Origin of the sequence: Streptomyces sp. NPDC046261 (assembly GCF_040646235.1) — a bacterium.
Classification (GTDB): domain Bacteria; phylum Actinomycetota; class Actinomycetes; order Streptomycetales; family Streptomycetaceae; genus Streptomyces.
Genome location: NZ_JBEYZU010000005.1, coordinates 241,505 through 262,957, shown reverse-complemented (window position 1 = coordinate 262,957; position 21,453 = coordinate 241,505). Strand labels below are relative to the sequence as shown.

Here is a 21,453-nt window from a genome sequence, read left to right as displayed (position 1 = left end):
GCACCCTCCGCTACGAAGGTCACCCATGCCCCACAGCTCTTCCTCTGCACCACGCGACAGCCTCGTCGGCGTACGCCTCGCGCGCGGAGCATCGCCGTGGCTCCTTCCCACCGTCGCCACCGCCGCGGTCAGCCTCACCCAGGCCCGCCGCTCCGGGCGCTGGGCGGCGCTGGCCGTGCCCGCCACCGCACTCGCGGCGGGCATGCTGTGGTTCTTCCGCGACCCCGATCGTGAGATCGCCCAGGGCCGGGTCATCTCCCCGGCCGACGGCGTGGTGCAGAGCATCATGCCCTGGAAGGACGGACGAACCCGCGTCGCGATCTTCATGAGCCCGCTCAACGTCCACGTCAACCGCGCCCCCATGGCCGGCACGGTGACCTCGGTCGAGCACATCCCCGGCGGCTTCGTTCCGGCTTTCAACAAGGAGAGCGAGAACAACGAGCGCGTCGTCTGGCACTTCGACACCGAGCTCGGTGACATCGAGATGATCCAGATCGCCGGCGCCGTCGCCCGCCGCATCGTGCCGTACATCGAGGCCGACACCAAGGTGGAGCAGGGCGAGCGGATCGGTCTGATCCGTTTCGGCTCGCGCGTCGACATCTACCTCCCCGAAGGCGTGGAGGTCGCGGTCGAGGTCGGTCAGGCCACCACGGCAGGGGTGACACGCCTTGACCGTGGTTGAGCCGGACACACAGGCCGCCTGGGTTCCCGAAGCCGACACCGACGACACGGACGACATGCCGCTGTCCACCCGGCTGTCAATAGCGGACACCCTCACCCTGGGTAACGCGATCTGCGGGTTCATGGCGGTGTACTTCACCACCACCGGCGTCCTCATCCCGCACCTGACGGGCAACGAGGACGGCGGCATGGCCCGCCACAGCGCGGCCACGGCCGTGATACTGATGCTGCTCGCGTCGGTCTTCGACCTCTTCGACGGGCTCGTGGCGCGCAAGCTGCGCAGCTCGGCGATGGGGGCGGAGCTGGACAACCTGTCCGACCTGATCAGCTTCGGCCTGGCGCCCGCGTACTTCGTGGTCGTCTGGGGCATGGTCGCCGACGACGCCCACCAGCGGGTCTCGGCGGTCGCCGCGATCGTGGTGCTGCTCGCGGTGGTGCTGCGGCTGGCCCGCTTCTCCTGCGTCCAGCTGCGGGACGGCATCTTCCAGGGGATGCCGAGCCCCTTCGGGGCGCTGACGGTCGTCTCGATCGTGCTGCTCGAGCTGCCCTTCGTGCCGACGCTGCTCGCGATCATGGGTGTGGCGTGGCTGATGGTCAGCCGGGTCGAGTACCCCAAGCCGCGCGGGCCGCTGGCGGTGGCCATGCTCAGCTGGATCGTGCTCAGCATGGGCCTGCTGGCCGCGTGGGCCTTCGACGCCCCCGGCGGCGAGCTCCTGCTCCAGACGGGCTGCGCGCTGCAGGTGGTCCTGGGCGCGGTGATCCCGCTCTTCGCCACGGCGCGTCGCGTGAACACGTTCCGTGACAACCGCCGCGAGGCGCGGGCGGCACAGCTGCCGTAGCCGCCGTAGGCGGCGTGGACGGCGAACGGCGTGGGGCCCGGGCGATCAGCCCGGGCCCCACGCCGTTGCCATACCCGGCCGACCCCGCTGCGCGGGGCCCCTCTCCCACCCACCCGCCCATTACCCGGCAAGGGGCGGGTACGGGGCGGGAGGCCCCGGACCGGGCCCACGGCCCGAGGCCGGGCGTGGGCCGGCCGGGCGGGCGCACCCCGGGTGGGCCGGGCTGCGGGCGGGCGGTTCGCGGTTCGCGGTTCGGTGCTGGGTGACGGGTGGGTGGGTGGGAAGGGCTCTGGCCTCAGGCGAGGTAGTCGCGCGCGATGGAGTCGGCGAGGCGCTCCAGCAGCGCCCCCGCTTCGGCCATGCACCGCGCCGCGTCCGGCTCCAGGTCCGTCAGGGCGTACGCGCGCTCGATTCCCGCGCCCGCGAGAGCGGCACCGTCGAGGGCGAGGCGCCCGCAGACGGCCACCACGGGCGTGCCGCGGGCCGCCCGGGCCACGCCCACCGGCGCCTTGCCGTGCAGCGTCTGCGCGTCGAGCGAGCCCTCGCCCGTGATCACCAGGTCGGCGTCCTTCAGCGCCGCCGCGAAGCCCAGCACCTCGAGCATGACCTCGATGCCCGGCCGGAAGGCCGCCCCCAGGCCGGCCAGGGCGCCGTAGCCGAGTCCACCGGCCGCCCCGGCGCCGGGCGCGGCGGCCCGCGCGCCGCCGTCCAGCACGCGCGCGTAATGGGCCAGGGCGGCATCGAGCACCGCCACATCCTCCGGTGAGGCGCCCTTCTGCGGCCCGTACACCGCGGCGGCGCCACGCGGGCCCGTCAGCGGGTTGTCGACGTCGCTCGCGAGGACGACGCGGGTGCGGGCGAGCCGTGCGTCCAGCCCGGACAGGTCGGCGCGCGCGAGCGCCGCCAGCGGCCCGCCTCCGGGGCCGGGCGGGCGCCCGTCCGCGTCGAGGAACCGGGCCCCCAGCGCCGCCAGCATCCCCGCGCCGCCGTCCGTCGTGGCGCTGCCGCCCACGCCCAGCACGATCGTGCGGGCCCCGGCGTCCAGCGCGGCCAGCAGCAGCTCCCCGGTGCCGCGGGTCGTTGCGGTGAGCGGGGCGAAGATCCCGTGCGGCAGGTGGCGCAGGCCGGACGCCTCGGCCATCTCCACCACCGCCGTGCCGTCGGCCGGGCGCAGCGCGTACGCGGCGGCCACCGGCTCGCCGACCGGCCCGGTCACCGTCGCCCGGTGCCGTTCGAAGCCCGCCGCCACCGCGGCGTCCACCGTGCCGTCGCCGCCGTCCGCGACGGGCAGCGCCCGCACCGCCACGCCCGGCGCGGCGCGGCGCAGGCCGGCCGTCACATGACGGGCGACCTCCACGGCCGTCAACGACCCCTTGAACTTGTCCGCGGCGATCAGTACGCGTGTCGCATCCGCCACCGTGCATCCCCTCGCTTCCGGGTCGCGCCGCGGTGACCCTACCCGGGGGACTGTCGTACTGCCCATGGCCCGCGGCGGCGTGCCAGGCCGCCGAATCCCGGCTTTCCCGGCCATAGTGGGGCGTCATGAGCACCGAGAGCACCGACGTGAGCACCCCGCAGGACGAACCCCCGGACCTGCCGCTCGTCGTCGTCGGGGGCGCGGCGGTCCTGGCGGTGGTCGCGTGGGCGGCGCTGGGCGAGCGCTCCTTCGACCGGGTGTCGACGACGGCTCTGAGCTGGGTGCTGTCCAATTTCGCCTGGCTGTTCGTGATCGCGGCCGATGTGTTCCTGGCACTGTGCGTGGTCATCGCCTTCAGCCGCTACGGCCGGATCCGGCTCGGCGCGGACGACTCGCAGCCGGAATTCGGCAACCTCGCGTGGATCGCGATGATGTTCAGCGCGGGCATGGGAATCGGCCTGATGTTCTACGGGGTCGGCGAGCCGCTGCAGCACTTCGTCGCCCCGCCGCCCGGCAGCGGCGTCTCCGCCGGCTCCCCCGCCGCGGCCCGTACGGCGCTGGAGTACTCCTTCTTCCACTGGACCCTGCACCCGTGGGCGATCTACGGCATGGCCGGCCTGGCGCTGGCGTACGCGGGCTTCCGCAAGGGCCGTGGCAACCGGCTCAGCTCGGCGTTCGTCCCGTTGCTCGGGGCGCGGCGGGCGGCGGGCTGGCCGGGGCGGGCCATCGACCTCCTCGCCGTCTTCGCCACGGTCTTCGGCACGGCCACCAGCCTGGGCCTCGGCGCGCTGCAGGTCTCCAAGGGCCTCAACATCACGACGGGCGCGCAGGACTCCACGTCCCTGCAGCTCGTCATCATCGCCTCGCTGTCGGCCGCCTTCGTCCTCTCCGCCTTCTCCGGTCTGCACAAGGGCGTGAAGTGGCTGAGCACGATCAACATCGCGCTCGCCGCCGGCCTGATGCTCTTCGTCTTCCTGCTGGGCCCGACCGTCTTCGTCCTCAACACCATCCCGGCCGCCGCCGGCGGCTACCTCAGCGACCTGCTGACCCTCGCGACCCGCACGGGCGCCTTCACCGACGCCGACTGGCTGGGCGCCTGGACGATCTTCTACTGGGCATGGTGGCTGTCGTGGGCCCCGTTCGTCGGGACGTTCATCGCCCGCATCTCCCACGGCCGGACGATCCGCGAGTTCCTCATCGGGGTGCTGCTGGTGCCCAGCGGGGCGACGGTGGTGTGGTTCTGCGTGATGGGCGGCAGCGCCCTGCGGCTGGACATGACCGGTTCCGCCGAGATGGCCGACACGGTCAAGGAGGGGGCGGAAGCCTCCCTGTTCGCCCTGCTGGACACGCTGCCGCTGGCCACGCCGGCCTCGTGGATCGCGATGGCGCTGGTGATGACGTACTTCATCACCAGCGCCGACTCCGCGTCCCTGGTGATGGGCTCGCTCTCCAGCCGCGGCGCCCTCCACCCGCGCACCTGGCTGGTCGTGGTCTGGGGCGTGCTCATGGCGTCCGTCGCCGCCGTGCTGCTCGTGGCCGGGGGCCTGAAGTCCCTGCAGTCGGCGACGATCCTGGTCGCGCTGCCGTTCGTCCTGGTCATGCTGGCGCTGTGCTGGTCCCTGCTCAGGGAGCTGCGCACCGACCCGGGCGCGGGACCGGCCCGCCACCACGCGATGCACGGCCTGCGGGACGCCCTGCGCACCATGGTCGGCGAGGCCGTCCTGGAACAGGGCCCGGTGCGCCACCACCGGCTGCGCCGGGTGGCGGAGAGGCCCCGGGACCGCGACGGGGACGATGACGCCTCCTAGCGCGGATCCGGTCACCGACGCGTCGGCGCACGTCAGAACAGCCGCTCGCCGGCCCGTTCGAAGGCCAGCAGGCGGCGCTTGCGGTCGAGCCCGCCGCCGTAGCCGGTGAGGCTTCCGCCGGCGCCGATGACGCGATGGCAGGGGACGATGATGCCGATGGGGTTCCTGCCGTTGGCGAGGCCGACCGCGCGGGAGGCGCCCGGGGAGCCGACGCGCTCCGCCAGTTCGCCGTAGGAGACGGTCCGGCCGTAGGGGATCTCCCGCAGCGCTTCCCAGACGCGGCGCTGGAAGGGGGTGCCCGTCAGGCTCAGCGGCAGGTCGAACCGGTCCGACGCGCCGGTGAAGTACGCCTCCAGCTGCCGCGTCACCTCGGGGAACGGGCCGCCGCCGGCACGGTCGCCGAAGGTCTCCTCGGGCGGGCGGTGCCGCTGGCCGGTCATGTAGAGGCCGCTCAGAACGCCGTCGGTGGCGACGAGCGTGAGCGGCCCGTAGGGGCTGTCGACGACGGTGTGGACGCGGGACATGGGGTGTTCCTTCAGGGGGTGACGGGCGGTCGGGCGGCGGCGTGGTCGTCGGCCGACCACAGGTACTGGACGGCGTACGCCCGCCAGGGCCGCCAGGCGGTGGCGTGCCGGGTCAGGGCGGCGGGGGTGGCGGGCAGTCCGGTCCGGGCCGCCGCCCGCCGCACGCCCAGGTCGGTGGGGAGGAAGGCGTCGGGGTCGCCGAGGCCCCGCATGGCGATGAGCCCGGCCGTCCAGGGCCCGATGCCGGGCAGCCCGGCGAGCTGCGCCCGGGCCCGCGCCCAGTCGCTGCCGGGTCCGAGGGCGAGTTCGCCGGCGGCGAGGGCCCGGGCCGTGCGCACGAGGGTGGCGCGGCGGCCGGCGGGCATGGCCAGCGCGGCGGGGTCCAGGGCGGCCAGCGCCTCGGCGGACGGGAAGAGGTGGGTCAGCCCGCCGCCGGGGCCGCCCGCCGTCGCGCCGGGCAGCGCGAGGGGTTCGCCGTGCGCGGCGACCAGCCGGGCGGCGAGCGTCCGGGCGGCGGCGGTGGAGACCTGCTGGCCCAGCACCGCGCGGACGGCCAGCTCCTCGGCGTCCACCGTCCGCGGCACCCGCCGGCCGGGGCTCTTGTCGACGAGGGGCGCGAGGTGGGGGTCGGTGCGCAGGAGCCCGTCGACGGCCTCGGGGTCGGCGTCCAGGTCCAGCAGCCGGCGGCAGCGGCTGATGGCGCCGGTCAGGTCACGCTGGTCGGTGAGGGCGAGGCGGCACTCGATGTGCCCGGGGCGGGGGCGGAGCGCGACCGTTCCCTGACCGTAGGGCAGGCGCAGGGTGCGGTGGTACGCGCCGTCGCGCCACTCCTCCACGCCGGGGACGGCGGTGGCGGCGAGGAGCCCGAAGAGGTTGTCGGGGCACAGCGGCGCCCGGAACGGCAGACGCAGCGTCAGCGTGCCGGGGGTGGCCGGGGCGTGGCCGCGCGACGCGCGGGCGCGCAGGTCGGTGGGGGTGAGCGCGAAGACCTCGCGCACGGTCTCGTTGAAGGTGCGGAGGGAGGAGAAGCCGGCGGCGAACGCGACGTCGGACATGGGCAGCGCGCTGGTCTCGATCAGTACCCGGGCCGTCTGGGCGCGCTGGGCGCGGGCCAGGGCGAGGGGGCCGGCGCCGAGCTCGGCGAGCAGCTGGCGTTCGATCTGGCGGGTGCTGTAGCCGAGGCGGTCGGCGAGGCCGCGTACGCCCTCGCGGTCGACGGTGCCGTCGCCGATGAGGCGCATGGCGCGGGCGACGAGGTCGGCGCGCTCGTTCCAGCGCGGGGAGCCGGGGCCGGCGTCGGGTCTGCACCGCTTGCAGGCGCGGAACCCGGCCTGCTGGGCGGCGGCCGCGCTGGGGTAGAAGGCCATGTTCCGGTCCTTCGGCGGCACCGCCGGGCAGCTCGGGCGGCAATAGATGCGCGTGGTCAGCACGGCGGTGAAGAACCAGCCGTCGAAGCGCGCGTCCTTGGAACGCACGGCCCGTACGCAGCGGTCGAAGTCGGTGTGCATGCCTCAAGGATCCGGCCTCCGGGGCGCCGGGGCTCGCGGAAATCCGACATCACCCTGCGGCCTCCCCCGCCCCCTTCGCGTCAACGATGGTTGACACACCCCCACTGTCATCCTAGGTTGACACCATGGCCGGAACGGATGCGAAGGACGCGGTCGGCACCACCGAGGCCGCCATGCACGCGGATCCCCATGTGGGATTGCGGGCCGTCGCCGCGCTGCGGCGGCTGGTCGAGCGCCTGGAGGAACTCCAGGTCGACAGCGCGCGCCGGCAGGGCTGGTCCTGGGAGGAGATCGGGGCCGCGCTGGGCGTCAGCAGGCAGGCAGTCCACAAGAAGCACGCCAGGAGGTAGGCATGTTCGAACGGTTCACCAAGGACGCGCGCACCGCCGTCATCAGCGCGCAGGAGGAGGCGCGCGCCCTGAACCACACATGGATCGGCCCGGAGCACCTCCTGCTGGCGGTGGCCGCCCGCACCGGCGCGCCGGGCGCCCGCACCCTGGCCCGGTTCGGGATCACCCCCGAGACATGCCGGGCCGCGGTCACCTCGCCGAACCCCTTCGACGAGGGCGACGCGGAGGCGCTGCGCGCCTTCGGCATCGACCTCGCCGCCGTGCGCGGCAGGGCGGAGGACGCCTTCGGCCCGGGCGCGCTCGACGCGCCGCCGGCCGGGCCGGCCCCGCGCCGGCTGTTCGGACGCGGCGGCACCGCCACGGCGCACATCCCGTTCACGCGCCGCGCCAAGAAGGCGCTGGAACGCTCCTTGCGGGAGGCGCTGGAACTGCGGGACCGCCGCATCGGCGTCGAGCACGTCCTGCTGGGCATCCTGGACGCGGAGGACAAGGCGACGGCCGGCGTCCTGCGCCGGCTGGGCACGGACCCGGCGACCCTGCGGGCCGGGGTCCTCGCGGACCTGCGCCGGGCGGCCTGACCTCCCGGCGCCCCGGTCAGCCGGTGGCCCGCAGGCTGCGCCACACCGCCTTCGCCGCATGGTGCCCCGACATCCCGTGCACCCCCGGTCCCGGCGGGGTCGCCGAGGAGCAGAGGAAGACCGCGGGGTGCGAGGTGGCGTAGGGGACCCGGGCCAGCCGGGGCCGGACCAGCAGGCGCAGGCCGGCCACGGAGCCGGTGGCGATGTCGCCGCCGACGTAGTTGGCGTTGCGGGCCGCCAGCTCCGGCGGCCCGGCCGTGGCGCGGGCGAGGACGAGGTCGCGGAAGCCCGGCGCGAAACGCTCGATCTGACGCTCTATCACCTCGGTGGCGTCGCCCTCCCAGCCGCTGGGTACGTGCCCGTACGCCCAGAAGGTGTGCTTGCCCGCGGGCGCCCGGGTGGGATCGACGATGCTGGGCTGGGCGGTGATCAGGAAGGGAACGGACGGGTCGTCGCCCTCGACGGCGGCCCGCAGGGCGCCGCCGATCTCGCCGATGGTGGGGCCGATGTGGACCGTCCCGGCCCGGCGGGCGGCCTCGGCCGCCCAGGGCACCGGCCCGTCCAGGGCGTAGTCGAGCTTGAAGACGCTCGGGCCGTGGCGGAAGCGCCGGTAGGCGTTGCCCAGGCCGGCGATCCGGGCGAGGGCGGTCGGCGAGGTGTCGAAGACGAACGCGCGGGCCGGCGGCAGGTCGTCCAGGTGCTTGACCTCGAAGCCGGTGTGGATCGTGCCGCCCAGCTCCCGCAGGTAGGAGCCGAGCGCGTCGGCGATGGACTGCGAACCGCCGCGCGGGACGGGCCAGCCGCACTCATGGGCGGCGAGGGCGAACATCAGGGCCATGCCGCCCGTGCCGAAGCCGCCGAGCGGGGCGATGCCGTGGGCGGCGAGCCCCGCGAAGAGCCCCCGGGCCTTCTCGTCCCGGAAGCGGGTCCGGGCCAGGAGCGTGGCCGACTGGGCGGCGACCAGCCCGAACCGGGCGTAGGTGACCGCATCGCGCGGCAGCCCGTCCCACTGCGTGCGCAGGAAGTCCGCGGCGAGGGTGTCCCAGCGGCCGTGGAAGGGCGCCACGAGCCGCCGGTACGCGCCCGCGTCACGCGGCCCCAGCGAGCAGGCGGTCTCGCCGACGAGCCGGGAGAGGACCGCGGCCGTGCCGTCGGGGAAGGGGTGGGCCATGGGCAGGTCGGGGTGGATCCACTCCAGGCCGTGCCGGTCGAGGGGCATCGCGCGGAAGGCCGGCGACCGCACCGCGAGCGGGTGCACGGCCGAGCACGGGTCGTGGCGGAAGCCGGGGAGCGTCAGCTCCTCGGTGCGGGCGCCGCCGCCGATGGCGTCGGCCGCCTCGAACACCTCTACGGCCAGGCCGCGGCGGGCCAGTTCGACGGCGGCGGTCAGCCCGTTGGGCCCCGCTCCCACGACGACGGCGTCGAGCATGGTGGCCACCGGATGGACTCCCCTCGTCCCTGCCTGTCAGCCGGCGGACGCCAGCAGGCCCAGGATATGCCGCAGGGTCGGCTCGTCCCGCGCCGCGCTGAACGGCAGGGCGTTGCCGCCCGCGATCCGGAACGGCTCCCCCGCGACGGTCCCACTGGCCCCGCCCGCCTCGGCGACCAGCAGCAGCCCGGCGGCGTGGTCCCAGGCGTTCTCCCAGGAGAAGGCCACCGCGTCGAGCGAGCCCTGGGCCACGTGCAGATATTCCAGCCCCGCCGAACCGCAGGGGCGCGGCGCGACGCCCTCCGTGCGCAGCGCCGCCAGGACCCGCTTCTGCTCGTCGGTGGTGAAGTCGTAGTGCGAGGTGGCCACTTCCAGGTCCCGGCCCGGCTCGGGGGAACCGGAGCGCAGCGGCACCCCGTTGAGCACCGCTCCCCCGCCCCGGCGGGCTATCGCCATCAGCTCCAGGGCCGGCGCGTACGTCCAGGAGGCGAGCAGCTCGCCGCGGTGCGCGAGGCAGACCAGGGTGGCGAAGCCGGGGTCACCGTTCACGAACTGCCGCGTTCCGTCGACCGGGTCGACGATCCACACCGGCTCCTCTCCGCACAGCGAGGCGAGGATGCGCGGGTCGGCGTGCACCGCCTCCTCGCCGACGACGACGGATCCGGGCAGCAGGGCCGTCAGGGCGTGCGTGAGGTGTTGCTCCGCCAGCCTGTCGGCGACGGTCACGAGGTCGTGGGGACCGTTCTTCTCGACGATCTCGTCCGCGGCGAGCTGCCGGAAGCGCGGCAGGATCTCGGCGGCGGCCGCCTTGCGGACCGCTTCCTCGACATCGTTCACATCACCTGCGAGAAATTCATCGATCATACGGACATCGAACCATGCCGCACCGACGATCGGTGGTGCGGTGATGGCCGCACGGTGTCCCCGGGGTGAACCCCTCACCGGCGGTGTAAGGGGCGGCACGGCGGACGGGGGGTCGGATGACGGAGTTACGGTTGTTTTCGCTGCCGGCCGGCCGGGCCGGCCGGAGGAAGCAAGCTGGAGGATGCGCCGTGCACGGTGAATACAAGGTGCCGGGCGGCAAGCTCGTCGTCGTCGACGTGGAGGTCGTGGACGGGGTGCTGCGCGATGTGCGGGTGGCCGGTGACTTCTTCCTCGAGCCCGACGAGGCGCTCCTCGACATCAACCGGGCCCTGGAGGGCGCCCCCGCCGACACCCCGGCCCCGCAGCTGGCGGCCCGCGTCGAGGCGGCGTTGCCCGAGGGGACGGTGATGTTCGGCTTCAGCTCCGAGGCCGTCGCCATCGCGGTGCGCCGGGCCCTGGCGAACGCCACCGACTGGACCGACTACCGCTGGGAGCTGATCCACGACGGGCCGCAGTCGCCCGCGCTGCACATGGCCCTGGACGAGGTCCTGACCGCCGAGGTCGCCGCCGGGCGGCGCCCGCCGACGCTGCGGGTGTGGGAGTGGGCGTCCCCGGCCGTGGTCATCGGCAGCTTCCAGTCGCTGCGCAACGAGGTCGACCCGGAGGGCGCGGCCCGCCACGGCATGACGGTCGTGCGCCGCATCAGCGGCGGCGGGGCTATGTTCGTAGAGCCGCACAGCACCATCACCTACTCGCTGTGCGTCCCCGACTCCCTCGTGCAGGGCCTGTCCTTCGCCGACAGCTACGCCTACCTCGACGACTGGGTGCTGGGCGCCCTCGGCGACATGGGCGTCAAAGCCTGGTACCAGCCGCTGAACGACATCGCCACGGACGCCGGGAAGATCGCGGGGGCGGCGCAGAAGCGCGTCGTGGCCGGCGACGGCGCCGTACTGCACCACGTGACGATGGCGTACGACATCGACGCGGACAAGATGCTCGACGTGCTGCGCATCGGCAAGGAGAAGCTCTCCGACAAGGGCACCATGAGCGCGAAGAAGCGCGTCGACCCGCTGCGCCGCCAGACCGGTCTGCCGCGCTCGGCCGTGATCGAGAAGATGATCGAGTCCTTCCGGGGCCGCTACGGCCTGGCCCAGGGCGCGGTCACTGCCGAGGAGCTCGCGCGGGCGGAGGAACTGGCGGCGACGAAGTTCGCCTCGGCCGAGTGGACGGCCCGGGTGCCGTAAGCCGGCTCCCCCGGGCGTCCGCCAGGCGCCCGGGGGACGAGAAGCAGGTGCGTCAGATCAGCTTCCGCAGGTCGACGGCGTCGCTGAACGCCTTCATCCCGGCGTCGTTGGGGTGCAGGTGGTCGCCGCCGTCGAAGCGCGGCAGCATGCGCTCGGGGTGGTGGGGGTCGCGGATGGCCGCGTCGAAGTCGAAGACCGCGTCGTAGACGTCCGTGGCCTGCCGGATGTGGCGGTTGATGGCGACGCGCTGGGCCTCGGCCTGCGCCGTGCAGTCGAAGAAGCCGCCGCAGGGGGCGATGGTGGCGGCCACGACGCGCATGCCCCGCCCGTGGGCGACCGCCGCCATCCGCTTCAGGGCGCCGATGACCTCGTCGGCCGTGGTGCCGGCGCGGATGTCGTTGACGCCTTCGAAGATGACGACGGTACGGGCGGAGGTCTGGGCCAGCACGTCGCGCTCCAGCCGGTGCTCGGCGCTGACCCCGCTCTTGATGGTGCTGGTTCCCGCGCCCGGATAGCGGTCGGTCACCACGCGGTTGCCGGAGATGCCGTGGTTGAGGACGCCGAGCCGGGGCACCGTGTGCTGGCCCAGCAGCCGCCGGGACAGCAGGTCGGGCCAGCGCCCGTTCGCGCCCGGCGTGGCGCGTTCGCCATCGGTGATGGAGTCGCCGAGGGCGACGACCGAGCCGGGCCCGCCGCCGACGTCCACGCCGGTCAGCAGCGGCCAGCCCTCCAGCTTCTCGCCGAACGCGGCGGAGCCCCGCTCGCCGGTGCGGTCGCCGGCGCCGTCGGCGCTGAGGTAGGAGACCTGATTGCTGTAGCTGTGCACGGGCAGCGCCCGTACGGTCTGCGGCAGGTGGATGCTCACCAGCAGGTTGGTGTCCGGCGGCACCCGGAAGCCCACCGGGTCGCTGAACCGCTGGGCGCCGGCGGGGATCTCCGCCCCGGCCCGGCCGCCGAAGGTCAGGGGCACGGGCCGGCCGGCCGTCGCCGCGCCGCTGCCCTGGACCGCGACGCTGACGTGGCCGATGCGGACCGCGCGCTGGGCGAAGGTGTTCTCCAGCCGGACGCGGGTGCGCGGTCCGCCCGCGCTGCTGTGCACGATCAGCCGCAGGGTCCGGTCGGTCCACGGGCCCACGGCCGCGTAGCCGGAGGTGGACGTCGCCCAGCTGCCGGTCCACCCGTGCGCGGCGGGTCGCACGGCGAGGGAGAAGACGTGCAGTTCGCCGGCGTGGCCCTGGCGTTCGGGCAGCACGACGGAGGCGATCTCCCGGCCCCGGGCGAGGGGCACCGTCACGACGTACAGGCGGGTGGTCTCGGTCCGCTGGCCGTCGGCGGTGTTGCGGTGGGGCAGGCCCACGGCCTTGGTGGTGAGCGGGCCGCGGCGCCAGTCGGGCGCCCGGAGGTGGTAGGGGGTCCGCGAGCCGTCGCGGTAGCGGACGAAGCCGCCTCCGCCGGCGGCGGCGGACGCCGGTCCGTGGGAGCTGCCGGCCACCAGGAAGGAGAGGGCGTCCCCGCGTCCGTCCAGCCGCACGGCCTGCCCGTCGGCCCGTACGTTGTCGGGCCGGCCGGGTGCGGAGTCGGGCCAGCGCAGCGGGGCGCCGTCGATGGGCAGGAGACGGCCGGGGGTCCAGCCGGCGGCCGTCAGGTCCTGGGCGGAGAAGGAGCCGCCCTGGCCGTCGAAGTCGGCCGCCTGCGGGCGGGCGTCGTCGCTGACCGCCCGGTTGTCGAAGAGCCGCTCCAAGGGGAGCGGCTCCGCGGCGGCGGTCCCGGCGTGGGCCGGGACGCCGGTGAGGGAGAGGGCGCAGACCGCCCCCGCCGCGACGAGGCCCGCGGCGACGGCCCGGGCGCGGGCCGCCGGTCTGTGCCGTCCGCCGACGGGCGCCCTGAGCTTCGTTGTCCGGAGCATGCGCGTCATGCCTCCCAGCGTTCCCCGCTTCCCACGTGGCGGGATGAAGCTAGGGAGGCGCCAGGGGAACGTCAAGGAGGCCAACCGGCCACGTCGGGCGCAGCGCGCCTGTGGTGGGGCCATCCGTGCGAGTGAGATCCTGTCCAGTATGAACATTCCCTTCTTGGACAGCTGGCGCAAGCGGCATGGCCCTGCGCACGGGGTGGCGCTGCCCGAGGCGGCCGGCCGGGGACCGGAGGGCCTGGCCGAGCTGCTGTCGGAGTGCGAACTGTTGCGCGCGCACGCGCAGTCGGCAGGGGTCGCGCTCGATGACTCGCCGTCGTCCCTGGAGGCGCTGGACCAGCTGCAGCCGCGCTGGCGGGAGGACCCGGAACTGGTGCCCTGGCTCGGTAACGACGCGGGGCTGTACCTGGGCACGGTCATCGTGCGTACGGTCGGCGGCGCGGGCTGGTGGATCTGGCCGGACGGGCAGCCGGTGGTGCGGCTGGCCAGCGGCCGGGAGATCGATGTGGTCGAGGCGGGGCAGGCGTGGGCGGCGGACGGCGCCCCGGAGCTGTCCCAGCTCTACGCGGAGGTCGCGGAGAACTGACCCCGGGGCGGTCGGGTCAGCTGGTGAACGTGATGGTGTACTCCAGCCGCCAGCGGTCGGCCCGGACGATGATGTCGGAGGTCTCCACGGCCCGGTCGTCGCCGTCGAAGTGCGTGCGCTCGACGACGGTGACGCACTGCCCGGCCGTGCAGCCGAGCGCCTCGGCCTCCGGGGTGGTGGCGGGCCGGGAGCCCACGAGCTCGCGGGCGCGGACGACGCGGATGCCGATGGCGGCCAGGCGGCCGCGCACGCCGCGCCGGGCGTAGGGGCCGCGCTCGGGGAGGGCGACGTCGGTGCCCTCGGTGATGGTCAGCGGCTCCCAGCTGGTGGCGAGCTGCACGGGGTGGCGGTTGGCCAGGTATTCGTACTGGGTGCACAGCACCGGCTCGCCCGTGGCGATGCCCAGCCGTGCGGCGACGGCCGCCGGGGCGGGGGTCTCGCTGGAGGACGCCTCCCAGGTCAGTGCCGTGTCCCGGGCGGCGAGCGAGGCGGGGTGGTCCGCGCCGCCGTAGCCGCGGATCTTCGCGGCGAAGGGCGAGTCGACGGCGCCGGTGGAGCGCAGCAGGGTGCCGAGCGGCGCCCGGTCGGTGACGAAGACGCCCCGGCCGAACTGGCCCTGTGCGTAGCCGGCGGCCTTCAGGACGCGGACCGCGCGGTCCACGGTCTGGTCACTGGCTTCGTATGCGCGTTTGAGCTCGGAGCGGGAGGGGATGCGGTCGCCCACCGCCAGGTCCCCCTCGTCGATCCGTTGCCGCAGGTCGTCCGCGATGCGCAGGTATACGGGCCTGCTGTCGCCCACACCGGGCTCCCTTCCCCCTGAAGCTTCCCCCGTCCGGCCCCACAGGCTAGGTACCCAGGCTGGGTCTGTGTACCTAGGGCAAATGGCCGCCTTCGCACCCCCTATCCGGCCCAATCCCGTTCTGTACGCGTGTCGGCGGTGAAGTGCCCTTTTGATGCGGATAGTTTGCGGCGACTGCGAGTCAGCCGAGAGTGGGTAGGGCGCTGGTATGGCCGTCGATCCCTTGATCGAACTGCGGGATGTCAACAAGCACTACGGCAAGCTGCACGTGCTGCGGGACATCAACCTCACCGTCGGGCGCGGGGAGGTGGTGGTGGTCATCGGTCCCTCCGGATCCGGCAAGTCCACGCTGTGCCGGGCCATCAACCGGCTCGAGCCCGTGGAGTCCGGCGCCATCCTGCTCGACGGGCGGCCGCTGCCGGAGGAGGGCCGGGAGCTGGCCAAGCTGCGCGCCGAGGTCGGCATGGTCTTCCAGTCGTTCAACCTCTTCGCCCACAAGACGGTCCTGGCGAACGTCTCCCTGGCCCAGGTCAAGGTCCGCAAGCGCGGCAAGGAGGAGGCCGACCGGCACTCGCGGGAGCTGCTGGAGCGGGTGGGGCTGCTCGCCCACGCCGAGAAGTACCCGGCGCAGCTCTCCGGCGGCCAGCAGCAGCGCGTGGCCATCGCCCGCGCGCTGGCCATGAACCCCAAGGCGCTCCTGTTCGACGAGCCGACCTCGGCCCTCGACCCGGAGATGATCAACGAGGTGCTGGAGGTCATGCAGCAGCTCGCCCGGGACGGCATGACGATGGTCGTCGTCACCCACGAGATGGGTTTCGCCCGCTCCGCCGCCAACCGCGTGGTGTTCATGGCGGACGGCCGCATCGTCGAGGACCGCACCCCCGAGGAGTTCTTCACCGCCCCCGAGAGCGAGCGGGCCAAGGACTTCCTGTCCAAGATCCTCAAGCACTGAGCGGGGACGGCGTGCAGATCAGACGCGTGCACAGAAGGCGGACGCACCACGGGCGGCCGCGCGGCCGGACGGCCGCCCTGGCGCTCGCCGCCCTGGCCCTGCTGGCGGCCGGCTGCGGCAGGGAGGGCAGCCCGCCGGTCAAGGGGCCCAAGCCCGGGGCGCTGCCCGTCTATCAGGTCGCCACCGGCTTCCGCCTGGAGGACTCCGCCACCTGGCGGGCCGCCAAGAGGCGCGGCCATCTGGTGGTCGGGGCCAAGGAGGACCAGCCCTACCTGGGCGAGAAGGACCCGGCCACGGGCGGCTACTCCGGCTTCGACATCGAGATCGCCCGGATGCTGTCCGCCTCCCTGGGCTTCGACCCCAAGACCATCGTCTTTCGCACCATCGCCTCGGCCAACCGCGAAACCGCCCTGCAGAACGGCCAGATCGACTACTACGTCGGCACCTACACCATCAACGACCTGCGCAAGAAGCAGGTGGGCTTCGCCGGGCCGTACTACATCGCCGGCCAGTCGCTGCTGATCCGCAATGACGAGACGGACATCGAGGGCCCCCAGGACCTGGCCGGCAAGCGGGTCTGCTCGGCGGCCGGCTCCACCCCGCTGCAGCGCATCCAGCGCGATTACCCCAAGGCCGTCGCCGTCGCCTACGACACGTACTCGATCTGCGTGGACAACCTCCTCAGCCTCCAGGTGGACGCCGTCACCACCGACGACACCATCCTCATGGGCTTCGCCGCCAAGGCGCCCGAGGAGCTGAAGGTGGTCGGCAAGCCCTTCTCCCGGGAGCCGTACGGCATCGGGGTGCCCCGCGGCGACACCGCCCTGCGCTTCGCCCTCGACGACGCCCTCGAGACGCACGAGAAGAACGGCGACTGGAAGAAGGCGTACGACGCGACCCTCGGCCTGTCGGGGGTGCCCGCCCCGCAGCCGCCCCCCGTCGACCGCTACCCGGCGGGCTGAGGAGGACCTTCGTGAACGTCCTGACCGACAACTTCTCCCTGTACGGCAAGGGCCTGCTCGGCACGGTCGAGCTCACCGTCTACGCCTCGCTGCTCGCCCTCGTCCTCGGCTTCGTCATGGCCTCCTTCCGGGTCGCCCCCGTCGGCTCGCTGCGCACCTTCGGCACGGTGTGGGTGACGGTGCTGCGCAACACCCCGCTCACCCTGCTGTTCTTCGCGGTGCTGCTCGGCCTGCCGCGCTTCGGGATCGTGCTGCCCTTCCAGCTCTTCGCCGTCCTCGCCCTGGGCTGCTACACCTCGGCCTTCATCTGCGAGGCCCTGCGCTCGGGCATCAACACCGTGCCGGTGGGCCAGGGGGAGGCCGCCCGCAGCCTCGGCATGACCTTCTCCCAGACCCTCGGCGACGTGGTCCTGCCGCAGGCATTCCGCTCGGTCATCCCGCCGGTCGGCTCGACGCTGATCGCGCTCGCCAAGAACTCCGCGATCGCCGGCTCGTTCAGCGTCACCGAGCTGCTGGGCACCTACAAGACCCTCAACGAGCTGGGCTACAGCATCATCTGGTCCTTCATCTGGATCGCCGTCGGCTATCTGATCGTGACCCTGACCATCAGCGCGGTCTTCAACGTGCTGGAGCAGCGCTGGGGAGTCGCCCGATGACCACCGCCCTCTACGACATCCCCGGGCCGCTCGCCCAGCGCCGCCACCGCCTCTACGGCATCATCGCCACGGCGGTGATCGCCGGGATCGTCGCCTGGGTGGTCTACCTCCTCTTCGACACCCAGCAGTTCACGGCCGCCAAGTGGACGCCCTTCGAGTACAAGGGCATCCAGGAGATGCTGCTGCGCGGCCTGGGCAACACGCTCAGGGCCTTCGCCTACGCCGCCGTGCTCTCCCTCGCGCTCGGCGCGGTGCTGGCCTGCGGGCGGCTGTCCGTGCACGCGCCGGTGCGCTGGCTGGCCACGCTGGTGGTGGAGTTCTTCCGGGCCATGCCCGTGCTGGTCATGATCTTCTTCGTCTTCGTCGCGCTCAAGGTCCAGCCGCTGCCCGCCCTGGTGACGGGCCTGACGCTGTACAACGGCTCGGTGCTCGCCGAGGTCTTCCGTACGGGCGTGAACTCCGTCGAACGCGGTCAGCGGGAGGCGGCGTACTCGCTGGGCATGTACAAGACCCAGGTGATGACCTATGTGCTGGTGCCGCAGGCGCTGCGCGCGATGCTGCCGACCATCATCAGCCAGCTCGTGGTCGCGCTGAAGGACACCTCGCTCGGCTTCCTCATCACCTACGAGGAGTTCCTGCACGCGGGCAAGCTGATCGCCAGCAATCTCGACTACGACCTGCCGTTCATCCCCGTCGTCATGATCATCTCTCCGATCTACATCGGGATGTGCATGCTGCTGTCCTGGTTCGCCAACTGGGTGGCCAAGCGGCAGCGGCGCAGCCTGAAGACGGAGGCCGTGGAGGTCGCCCCCGCCGAGCCCGGCACGCTGATGCCGGGCGCGGGGGCGCACCCCTAGTCCCGTACGGGCACCGAGAGCCGGCCGGAGGCGAACGTCAGTCGTCCGCCCGCCGGGTTGTGCTCGATGTACAGCGGGTCGACGGTGTCGATGACGAGCGCGAGGCGGTGTCCGGCCGGCACGTCGTAGGCGGTGGCGTACAGCTCCAGGTCCACGTCGAAGGGCGTGCCGGGTGTGCGGCCGTGGAAGGTGTACGGGGCGTGGCTGACGAGCCGGCCGACGCCGAGGGGGCCCACGTCGTAGAGGTAGGCGACGGCCGTGCCGCTCTCCTTGTCGCTGGTGAGCGTGGTGTGCAGGCCGACGGTGCCGCGCACGCGCCGCACGGTGGGGTGCGGGCCGGTCTGCCACACGGCGGCGTAGGAGCGGGGCAGCAGCGGCACGGAGACCATCGGTGGCAGCTTCAGGAACTGGTCGAGGGCGCCGGAGAGGATGGCGGTGCCGCCGTTGGCCCCGGAGTCGGTGTTCGCGCGGATGGTCCGGGAGCCGGTGAGCGGGACGGTCGTGCGGGTGCGCTGGACGGCCGCCCAGTCGGGGTAGGACTCGTAGGGGCCGCCGGAGCGGGACGTCAGCTGGACGGGCTGCTCGCGGTCGATGCCGTTGGCGGCGCCCTTGAGGTGGTGGTCGAACCAGCGGTGGGCATTGGCCCAGGTGTCGTTGGGCAGGCCGAGCAGTCCGGTGCCCTCGGCGGTGGCGTGGTCGCCGGGCCGCAGCTCCAGGCGCTTGGGGCCGGTGAGTCGTTCGTAGAACTTCGCGTACTGGTCGGGCGGGAAGAGGGAGTCGCCCCAGGCGTTGCCCAGCATGATGGCCGCGCCGCCTTCGTTGATCTCCTTGAGGCGGTTGACCGGGGAGCGCTTGGCGCCCCACTGGAGGATCTCCTTCTCCTTGGCCAGGTCGGAGCCGAGGAAGTCCTTGAGGATGCCCCGCAGCTCCTCGCCCGGCCGCCCGGTCAGGGCGCCCAGGCCGCCGAGCAGTTCGGCGGCCTGGCGGTGCTGGGTGCGTTCGCCGTAGATGGACTCGATGAGGTCGGCCCAGCCGCTCATCGCCACCACGGCCTTGATCCGCTTGTCGGAGCCGGAGGCCAGCAGGCTGATGCCCGCCCCGTAGGAGATGCCGGCCATGCCGATGCGGCCGGGGTCGGCCGGGGTGTGGGCGAGCGTCCAGTCGATGACCTTGGAGACGTCGGCGACGTCCGGCGGGCCGGCGGCCTCGATCTTCCCGCCGGAGCGCCAGAAGCCGCGTGCGGTGTAGCTGACGACGACGTAGCCGGAGTCGGCGAGCCGCCTGGCCTGGGCGATGTATTCGAACTGCGGCATGGCCCAGCTGGTGGGCAGCACGATCACCGGGTAGCGGCGGGAGCCGTCGGCGCCGGCGGGGGTGAAGACGTTGCCCTTGAGGGTGATGCCGCCGGAGCCGGGGATGTCGGTGAAGCGCGGGGCCGCGGCCTGGTGCGGGGCCGCGGCCGGCGAGGACGCCCGGGCGGCGGGTGCCGGGCCCAGGAGCCCGGCCGCGAGCAGCGCGGCCGAGGCAGCGACGGTGGCCGGGGTGCGCAGGGCCTGCCGGGGGTGTCGCACGGGTTCACTCCTGACGTCGGTGCCGCCGCCCCGCATGGAGGGCGGCGGCACGGCCGGGACGAGTGACCCGAAAGTAACGTCGGAGGCTTACCGGTGGTAATAGGCACGCGAGTTACGCGTGAGTAACGATTGATCGTCGGACACCGCCGGGCCTGACGGTCCCTCAGCCCTCCGCGCCCCGCCACAAATCAGGGCCGAAGACCTCGTAGTGGATGCCGGCGGGCGCCACGTCGGCCGCGAGGAGCTGGGCGCGGGCTGCGCGCAGGAAGGGCAGCGGGCCGCAGAGGTAGGCGGTGGCGCCGGCCGGGATGTCGAGGCGGGTCAGGTCGGCGTGGCCGGTGCGCTCGGCGGGCCAGGGGCCTTCGGGGTGCTCGTACCAGACATGGGCGCTCGCGTCGGGAAGCTTGCCGGTCAGCTGCCACAGCTCGGCGCGGAAGGCGTGGGTGGCCTCGCTGTGGTCGGCGTGGACGGCGACGACGCGCCGGGTGGATCCGGTGGCGGCGAGGTGGGAGAGCATCGCGGTCATCGGGGTGCAGCCGATGCCGGCGGAGGCCAGCACCAGGGGCCCGTCACCGTCGTCCAGGACGACATCGCCGAAGGGGTGGCTGACGAGCAGCGTGTCGCCCACCGCGATGTGGTCGTGGAGGTGGTTCGAGACCTCGCCCGCGGGGTCGCCGGCCACGCGCTTGACGGAGAACTGCAGGGCGCCCTCCGGGTGGCCGGAGAGACTGTACTGGCGGATCTGCCGGGCGCCGTCGGCCAGGGTGACCTGGACGGAGACGTACTGGCCGGGCCGCGCGGCGGGCACCGGGCGGCCCCCGTCCGGGCGGACGAGGAAGGTGACCACGTCGGCGGTCTCCTGACGGCGGGCGAGGACATGGCACGAGCGCCACGTGGCGCCGTGCAGGGCGCCCGCCTCCTCGTACAGCCGCGCCTCGAGGGCGATGAGGGCGTTCGCCATCAGCCAGTAGACCTCGTCCCAGGCGGCCGCGACCTCGGGGGTGACGGCGTCGCCCAGCACCTCGGCGATGGCGGCGAAGAGGTGTTCCTGGACGACCGGGTACTGCTCGCGGCCGACGCCGAGCGAGGCGTGCTTGTGGGCAATGCGGGAGAGCATGGCGTCGGGCCGGACATGCGGGTGCTCGACCAGCGCGGTGGCGAAGGCAGCGACGGCGCCGGCGAGCGCCTGCTGCTGGGCGCCACTGGCCTGGTTGCCGCGGTTGAACAGGTCCCGGGCCAGCCGCGGGTGGGCGGCGAACAGGCGGGCGTAGAAGAGCGGTGTGATCTCACCGATCGCGCCGCCGACCGCGGGCAGGGTGGCACGGACGATCTCGGTGGACTTCGGGGACAGCATCGCGGCTCCTCACGGTCGGTCCCGGAGCAAGCGATCGGCGATCGAACTTGCATCTGAGATTCGCATTAAAGGGTGTGCGTGACCGCCCCTCGCACGGGCGGCGGTTGAGTCAGCTTCCGGGGTGCGGGCCCAGGCTCAGCAGGGCGGGGCCGGTGGGCGGGGGCCGGTCAGCTCCTCGACGGTGATCGGGTCGAGGGCGGCGAAGAACGCCTCCTGCGCCTGGCGCAGGGCGCCGCGCAGCCGGCACGCGGCGCGCAGCGGGCAGGGCGGTTCGTCCTCGCAGCCGACGACGTCGCCGACCCCCTCCAGCTCGCGGACCAGACGGCCCACCGAGCCCCGGCGCCCGGCCTCGGTCAGGGCGAGCCCGCCGCCGCGGCCCCGGCGGGCCTCGACGACCCCCAGGTGCTGGAGCCGGCTGACCACCTTGGCGGCGTGGGTGTACGGCACGCCGACCGCGCCGGCCACCTCGCGGGTGGTCGGCGCCGCGCCGTCCCCGGCGTCCGGCGCCACGGCCAGGCGCATCGCGATGCGCAGGGCGATGTCGGTGCTCTTGGTCAGTCGCACG

General features: G+C 73.6%; 21 protein-coding genes and 1 pseudogene. 12 read left to right on the top strand and 10 right to left on the bottom strand.

Going from position 1 to position 21,453, the window contains the following annotated elements; genetic code table 11:
* Positions 1-25: 25 nt before the first annotated feature.
* Both ABZ956_RS12580 and pssA read left to right on the top strand, forming a co-directional pair.
* The gene (locus ABZ956_RS12580; RefSeq protein WP_361891088.1) at positions 26-682 is read left to right on the top strand and encodes a phosphatidylserine decarboxylase; all 657 of its coding nucleotides are present in this window, start codon (positions 26-28) and stop codon (positions 680-682) included.
* Entirely contained in the window at positions 669-1,520 is an 852-nt protein-coding gene (pssA, locus tag ABZ956_RS12575) for a CDP-diacylglycerol--serine O-phosphatidyltransferase (RefSeq protein WP_361891085.1), read from the top strand. The genes ABZ956_RS12580 and pssA overlap by 14 nt, the downstream gene beginning before the upstream one ends.
* Positions 1,521-1,815: 295 nt before the next feature.
* On the opposite strand, the gene ABZ956_RS12570 is transcribed toward pssA, so the two are convergent.
* Positions 1,816-3,003: a glycerate kinase gene (locus ABZ956_RS12570; protein ID WP_361891083.1), complete on the bottom strand. Its 1,188-nt coding sequence runs from the start codon at positions 3,001-3,003 to the stop codon at positions 1,816-1,818.
* A 59-nt stretch (positions 3,004-3,062) separates the two neighbouring features.
* On the opposite strand from ABZ956_RS12570, the gene ABZ956_RS12565 reads away from it, so the two are divergent.
* Positions 3,063-4,745: a BCCT family transporter gene (locus tag ABZ956_RS12565; RefSeq protein WP_361891080.1), complete on the top strand. Its 1,683-nt coding sequence runs from the start codon at positions 3,063-3,065 to the stop codon at positions 4,743-4,745.
* Between the two features lie 32 nt (positions 4,746-4,777).
* On the opposite strand, the gene ABZ956_RS12560 is transcribed toward ABZ956_RS12565, so the two are convergent.
* Both ABZ956_RS12560 and ABZ956_RS12555 read right to left on the bottom strand, forming a co-directional pair.
* The gene (locus ABZ956_RS12560; protein ID WP_361891078.1) at positions 4,778-5,269 is read right to left on the bottom strand and encodes a methylated-DNA--[protein]-cysteine S-methyltransferase; all 492 of its coding nucleotides are present in this window, start codon (positions 5,267-5,269) and stop codon (positions 4,778-4,780) included.
* A gap of 11 nt (positions 5,270-5,280) precedes the next feature.
* Positions 5,281-6,777, bottom strand: coding sequence for an AlkA N-terminal domain-containing protein (locus tag ABZ956_RS12555; RefSeq protein ID WP_361891075.1), 1,497 nt, complete (start codon positions 6,775-6,777; stop codon positions 5,281-5,283).
* Positions 6,778-6,902: 125 nt separating this feature from the next.
* Here ABZ956_RS12555 and ABZ956_RS12550 point away from each other — a divergent pair, with 125 nt between their 5' ends.
* The 3 genes and pseudogenes from ABZ956_RS12550 (at position 6,903) to ABZ956_RS12540 (ending at position 7,705) form a co-directional block, all read left to right on the top strand.
* Positions 6,903-7,127: a hypothetical protein gene (locus ABZ956_RS12550; protein WP_361891072.1), complete on the top strand. Its 225-nt coding sequence runs from the start codon at positions 6,903-6,905 to the stop codon at positions 7,125-7,127.
* 2 nt (positions 7,128-7,129) lie between these two features.
* A pseudogene (locus ABZ956_RS12545) lies at positions 7,130-7,309 on the top strand (Clp protease N-terminal domain-containing protein); the annotation flags it as partial.
* Positions 7,310-7,387: 78 nt separating this feature from the next.
* Entirely contained in the window at positions 7,388-7,705 is a 318-nt protein-coding gene (locus ABZ956_RS12540; RefSeq protein WP_361891478.1) for a Clp protease N-terminal domain-containing protein, read from the top strand.
* 16 nt (positions 7,706-7,721) lie between these two features.
* On the opposite strand, the gene ABZ956_RS12535 is transcribed toward ABZ956_RS12540, so the two are convergent.
* Together ABZ956_RS12535 and ABZ956_RS12530 are read right to left on the bottom strand one after the other, a co-directional pair.
* Positions 7,722-9,134: an NAD(P)/FAD-dependent oxidoreductase gene (locus ABZ956_RS12535; RefSeq protein WP_361891476.1), complete on the bottom strand. Its 1,413-nt coding sequence runs from the start codon at positions 9,132-9,134 to the stop codon at positions 7,722-7,724.
* Between the two features lie 36 nt (positions 9,135-9,170).
* Positions 9,171-9,998, bottom strand: a complete 828-nt coding sequence (locus tag ABZ956_RS12530) for an inositol monophosphatase family protein (RefSeq protein WP_361891069.1) — start codon at positions 9,996-9,998, stop codon at positions 9,171-9,173.
* 188 nt (positions 9,999-10,186) lie between these two features.
* Between ABZ956_RS12530 and ABZ956_RS12525 the strand changes: the two genes are divergently transcribed.
* Positions 10,187-11,242, top strand: coding sequence for a biotin/lipoate A/B protein ligase family protein (locus ABZ956_RS12525; RefSeq protein WP_361891066.1), 1,056 nt, complete (start codon positions 10,187-10,189; stop codon positions 11,240-11,242).
* 52 nt (positions 11,243-11,294) lie between these two features.
* On the opposite strand, the gene ABZ956_RS12520 is transcribed toward ABZ956_RS12525, so the two are convergent.
* Positions 11,295-13,157 carry an SGNH/GDSL hydrolase family protein gene (locus ABZ956_RS12520; RefSeq protein WP_361891063.1) on the bottom strand — a complete coding sequence of 621 codons (1,863 nt, stop codon included), beginning with the start codon at positions 13,155-13,157 and terminating at the stop codon, positions 11,295-11,297.
* A gap of 139 nt (positions 13,158-13,296) precedes the next feature.
* On the opposite strand from ABZ956_RS12520, the gene ABZ956_RS12515 reads away from it, so the two are divergent.
* Positions 13,297-13,737, top strand: coding sequence for a DUF6278 family protein (locus ABZ956_RS12515; protein ID WP_361891060.1), 441 nt, complete (start codon positions 13,297-13,299; stop codon positions 13,735-13,737).
* Between the two features lie 16 nt (positions 13,738-13,753).
* Here ABZ956_RS12515 and ABZ956_RS12510 read toward each other — a convergent pair whose 3' ends face one another.
* A complete protein-coding gene (locus tag ABZ956_RS12510; RefSeq protein WP_361891057.1) occupies positions 13,754-14,536 on the bottom strand; it encodes a GntR family transcriptional regulator in 783 nt (260 codons plus the stop codon).
* 208 nt (positions 14,537-14,744) lie between these two features.
* On the opposite strand from ABZ956_RS12510, the gene ABZ956_RS12505 reads away from it, so the two are divergent.
* The 4 genes from ABZ956_RS12505 (at position 14,745) to ABZ956_RS12490 (ending at position 17,963) form a co-directional block, all read left to right on the top strand.
* Positions 14,745-15,488 (top strand): amino acid ABC transporter ATP-binding protein, encoded by a 744-nt coding sequence (locus tag ABZ956_RS12505; protein WP_361891054.1) that lies wholly within the window; start codon positions 14,745-14,747, stop codon positions 15,486-15,488.
* A gap of 77 nt (positions 15,489-15,565) precedes the next feature.
* Positions 15,566-16,450, top strand: a complete 885-nt coding sequence (locus tag ABZ956_RS12500; RefSeq protein WP_361891473.1) for a glutamate ABC transporter substrate-binding protein — start codon at positions 15,566-15,568, stop codon at positions 16,448-16,450.
* 11 nt (positions 16,451-16,461) lie between these two features.
* Positions 16,462-17,106 (top strand): amino acid ABC transporter permease, encoded by a 645-nt coding sequence (locus tag ABZ956_RS12495; protein WP_361891051.1) that lies wholly within the window; start codon positions 16,462-16,464, stop codon positions 17,104-17,106.
* Positions 17,103-17,963 carry an amino acid ABC transporter permease gene (locus ABZ956_RS12490; protein WP_361891048.1) on the top strand — a complete coding sequence of 287 codons (861 nt, stop codon included), beginning with the start codon at positions 17,103-17,105 and terminating at the stop codon, positions 17,961-17,963. Before ABZ956_RS12495 ends, ABZ956_RS12490 begins: the two co-directional genes overlap by 4 nt.
* On the opposite strand, the gene ABZ956_RS12485 is transcribed toward ABZ956_RS12490, so the two are convergent.
* The 3 genes from ABZ956_RS12485 to ABZ956_RS12475 form a co-directional block, all read right to left on the bottom strand.
* Positions 17,960-19,534: a CocE/NonD family hydrolase gene (locus tag ABZ956_RS12485; RefSeq protein WP_361891045.1), complete on the bottom strand. Its 1,575-nt coding sequence runs from the start codon at positions 19,532-19,534 to the stop codon at positions 17,960-17,962. The two genes, ABZ956_RS12490 and ABZ956_RS12485, sit on opposite strands and share 4 nt — an antisense overlap.
* Before the next feature lie 163 nt (positions 19,535-19,697).
* On the bottom strand, positions 19,698-20,888 hold the full coding sequence (locus ABZ956_RS12480) for a globin domain-containing protein (RefSeq protein ID WP_361891042.1): 1,191 nt from the start codon (positions 20,886-20,888) through the stop codon (positions 19,698-19,700).
* Between the two features lie 135 nt (positions 20,889-21,023).
* The gene (locus tag ABZ956_RS12475; protein ID WP_361891039.1) at positions 21,024-21,452 is read right to left on the bottom strand and encodes an Rrf2 family transcriptional regulator; all 429 of its coding nucleotides are present in this window, start codon (positions 21,450-21,452) and stop codon (positions 21,024-21,026) included.
* Position 21,453: the final 1 nt, after the last annotated feature.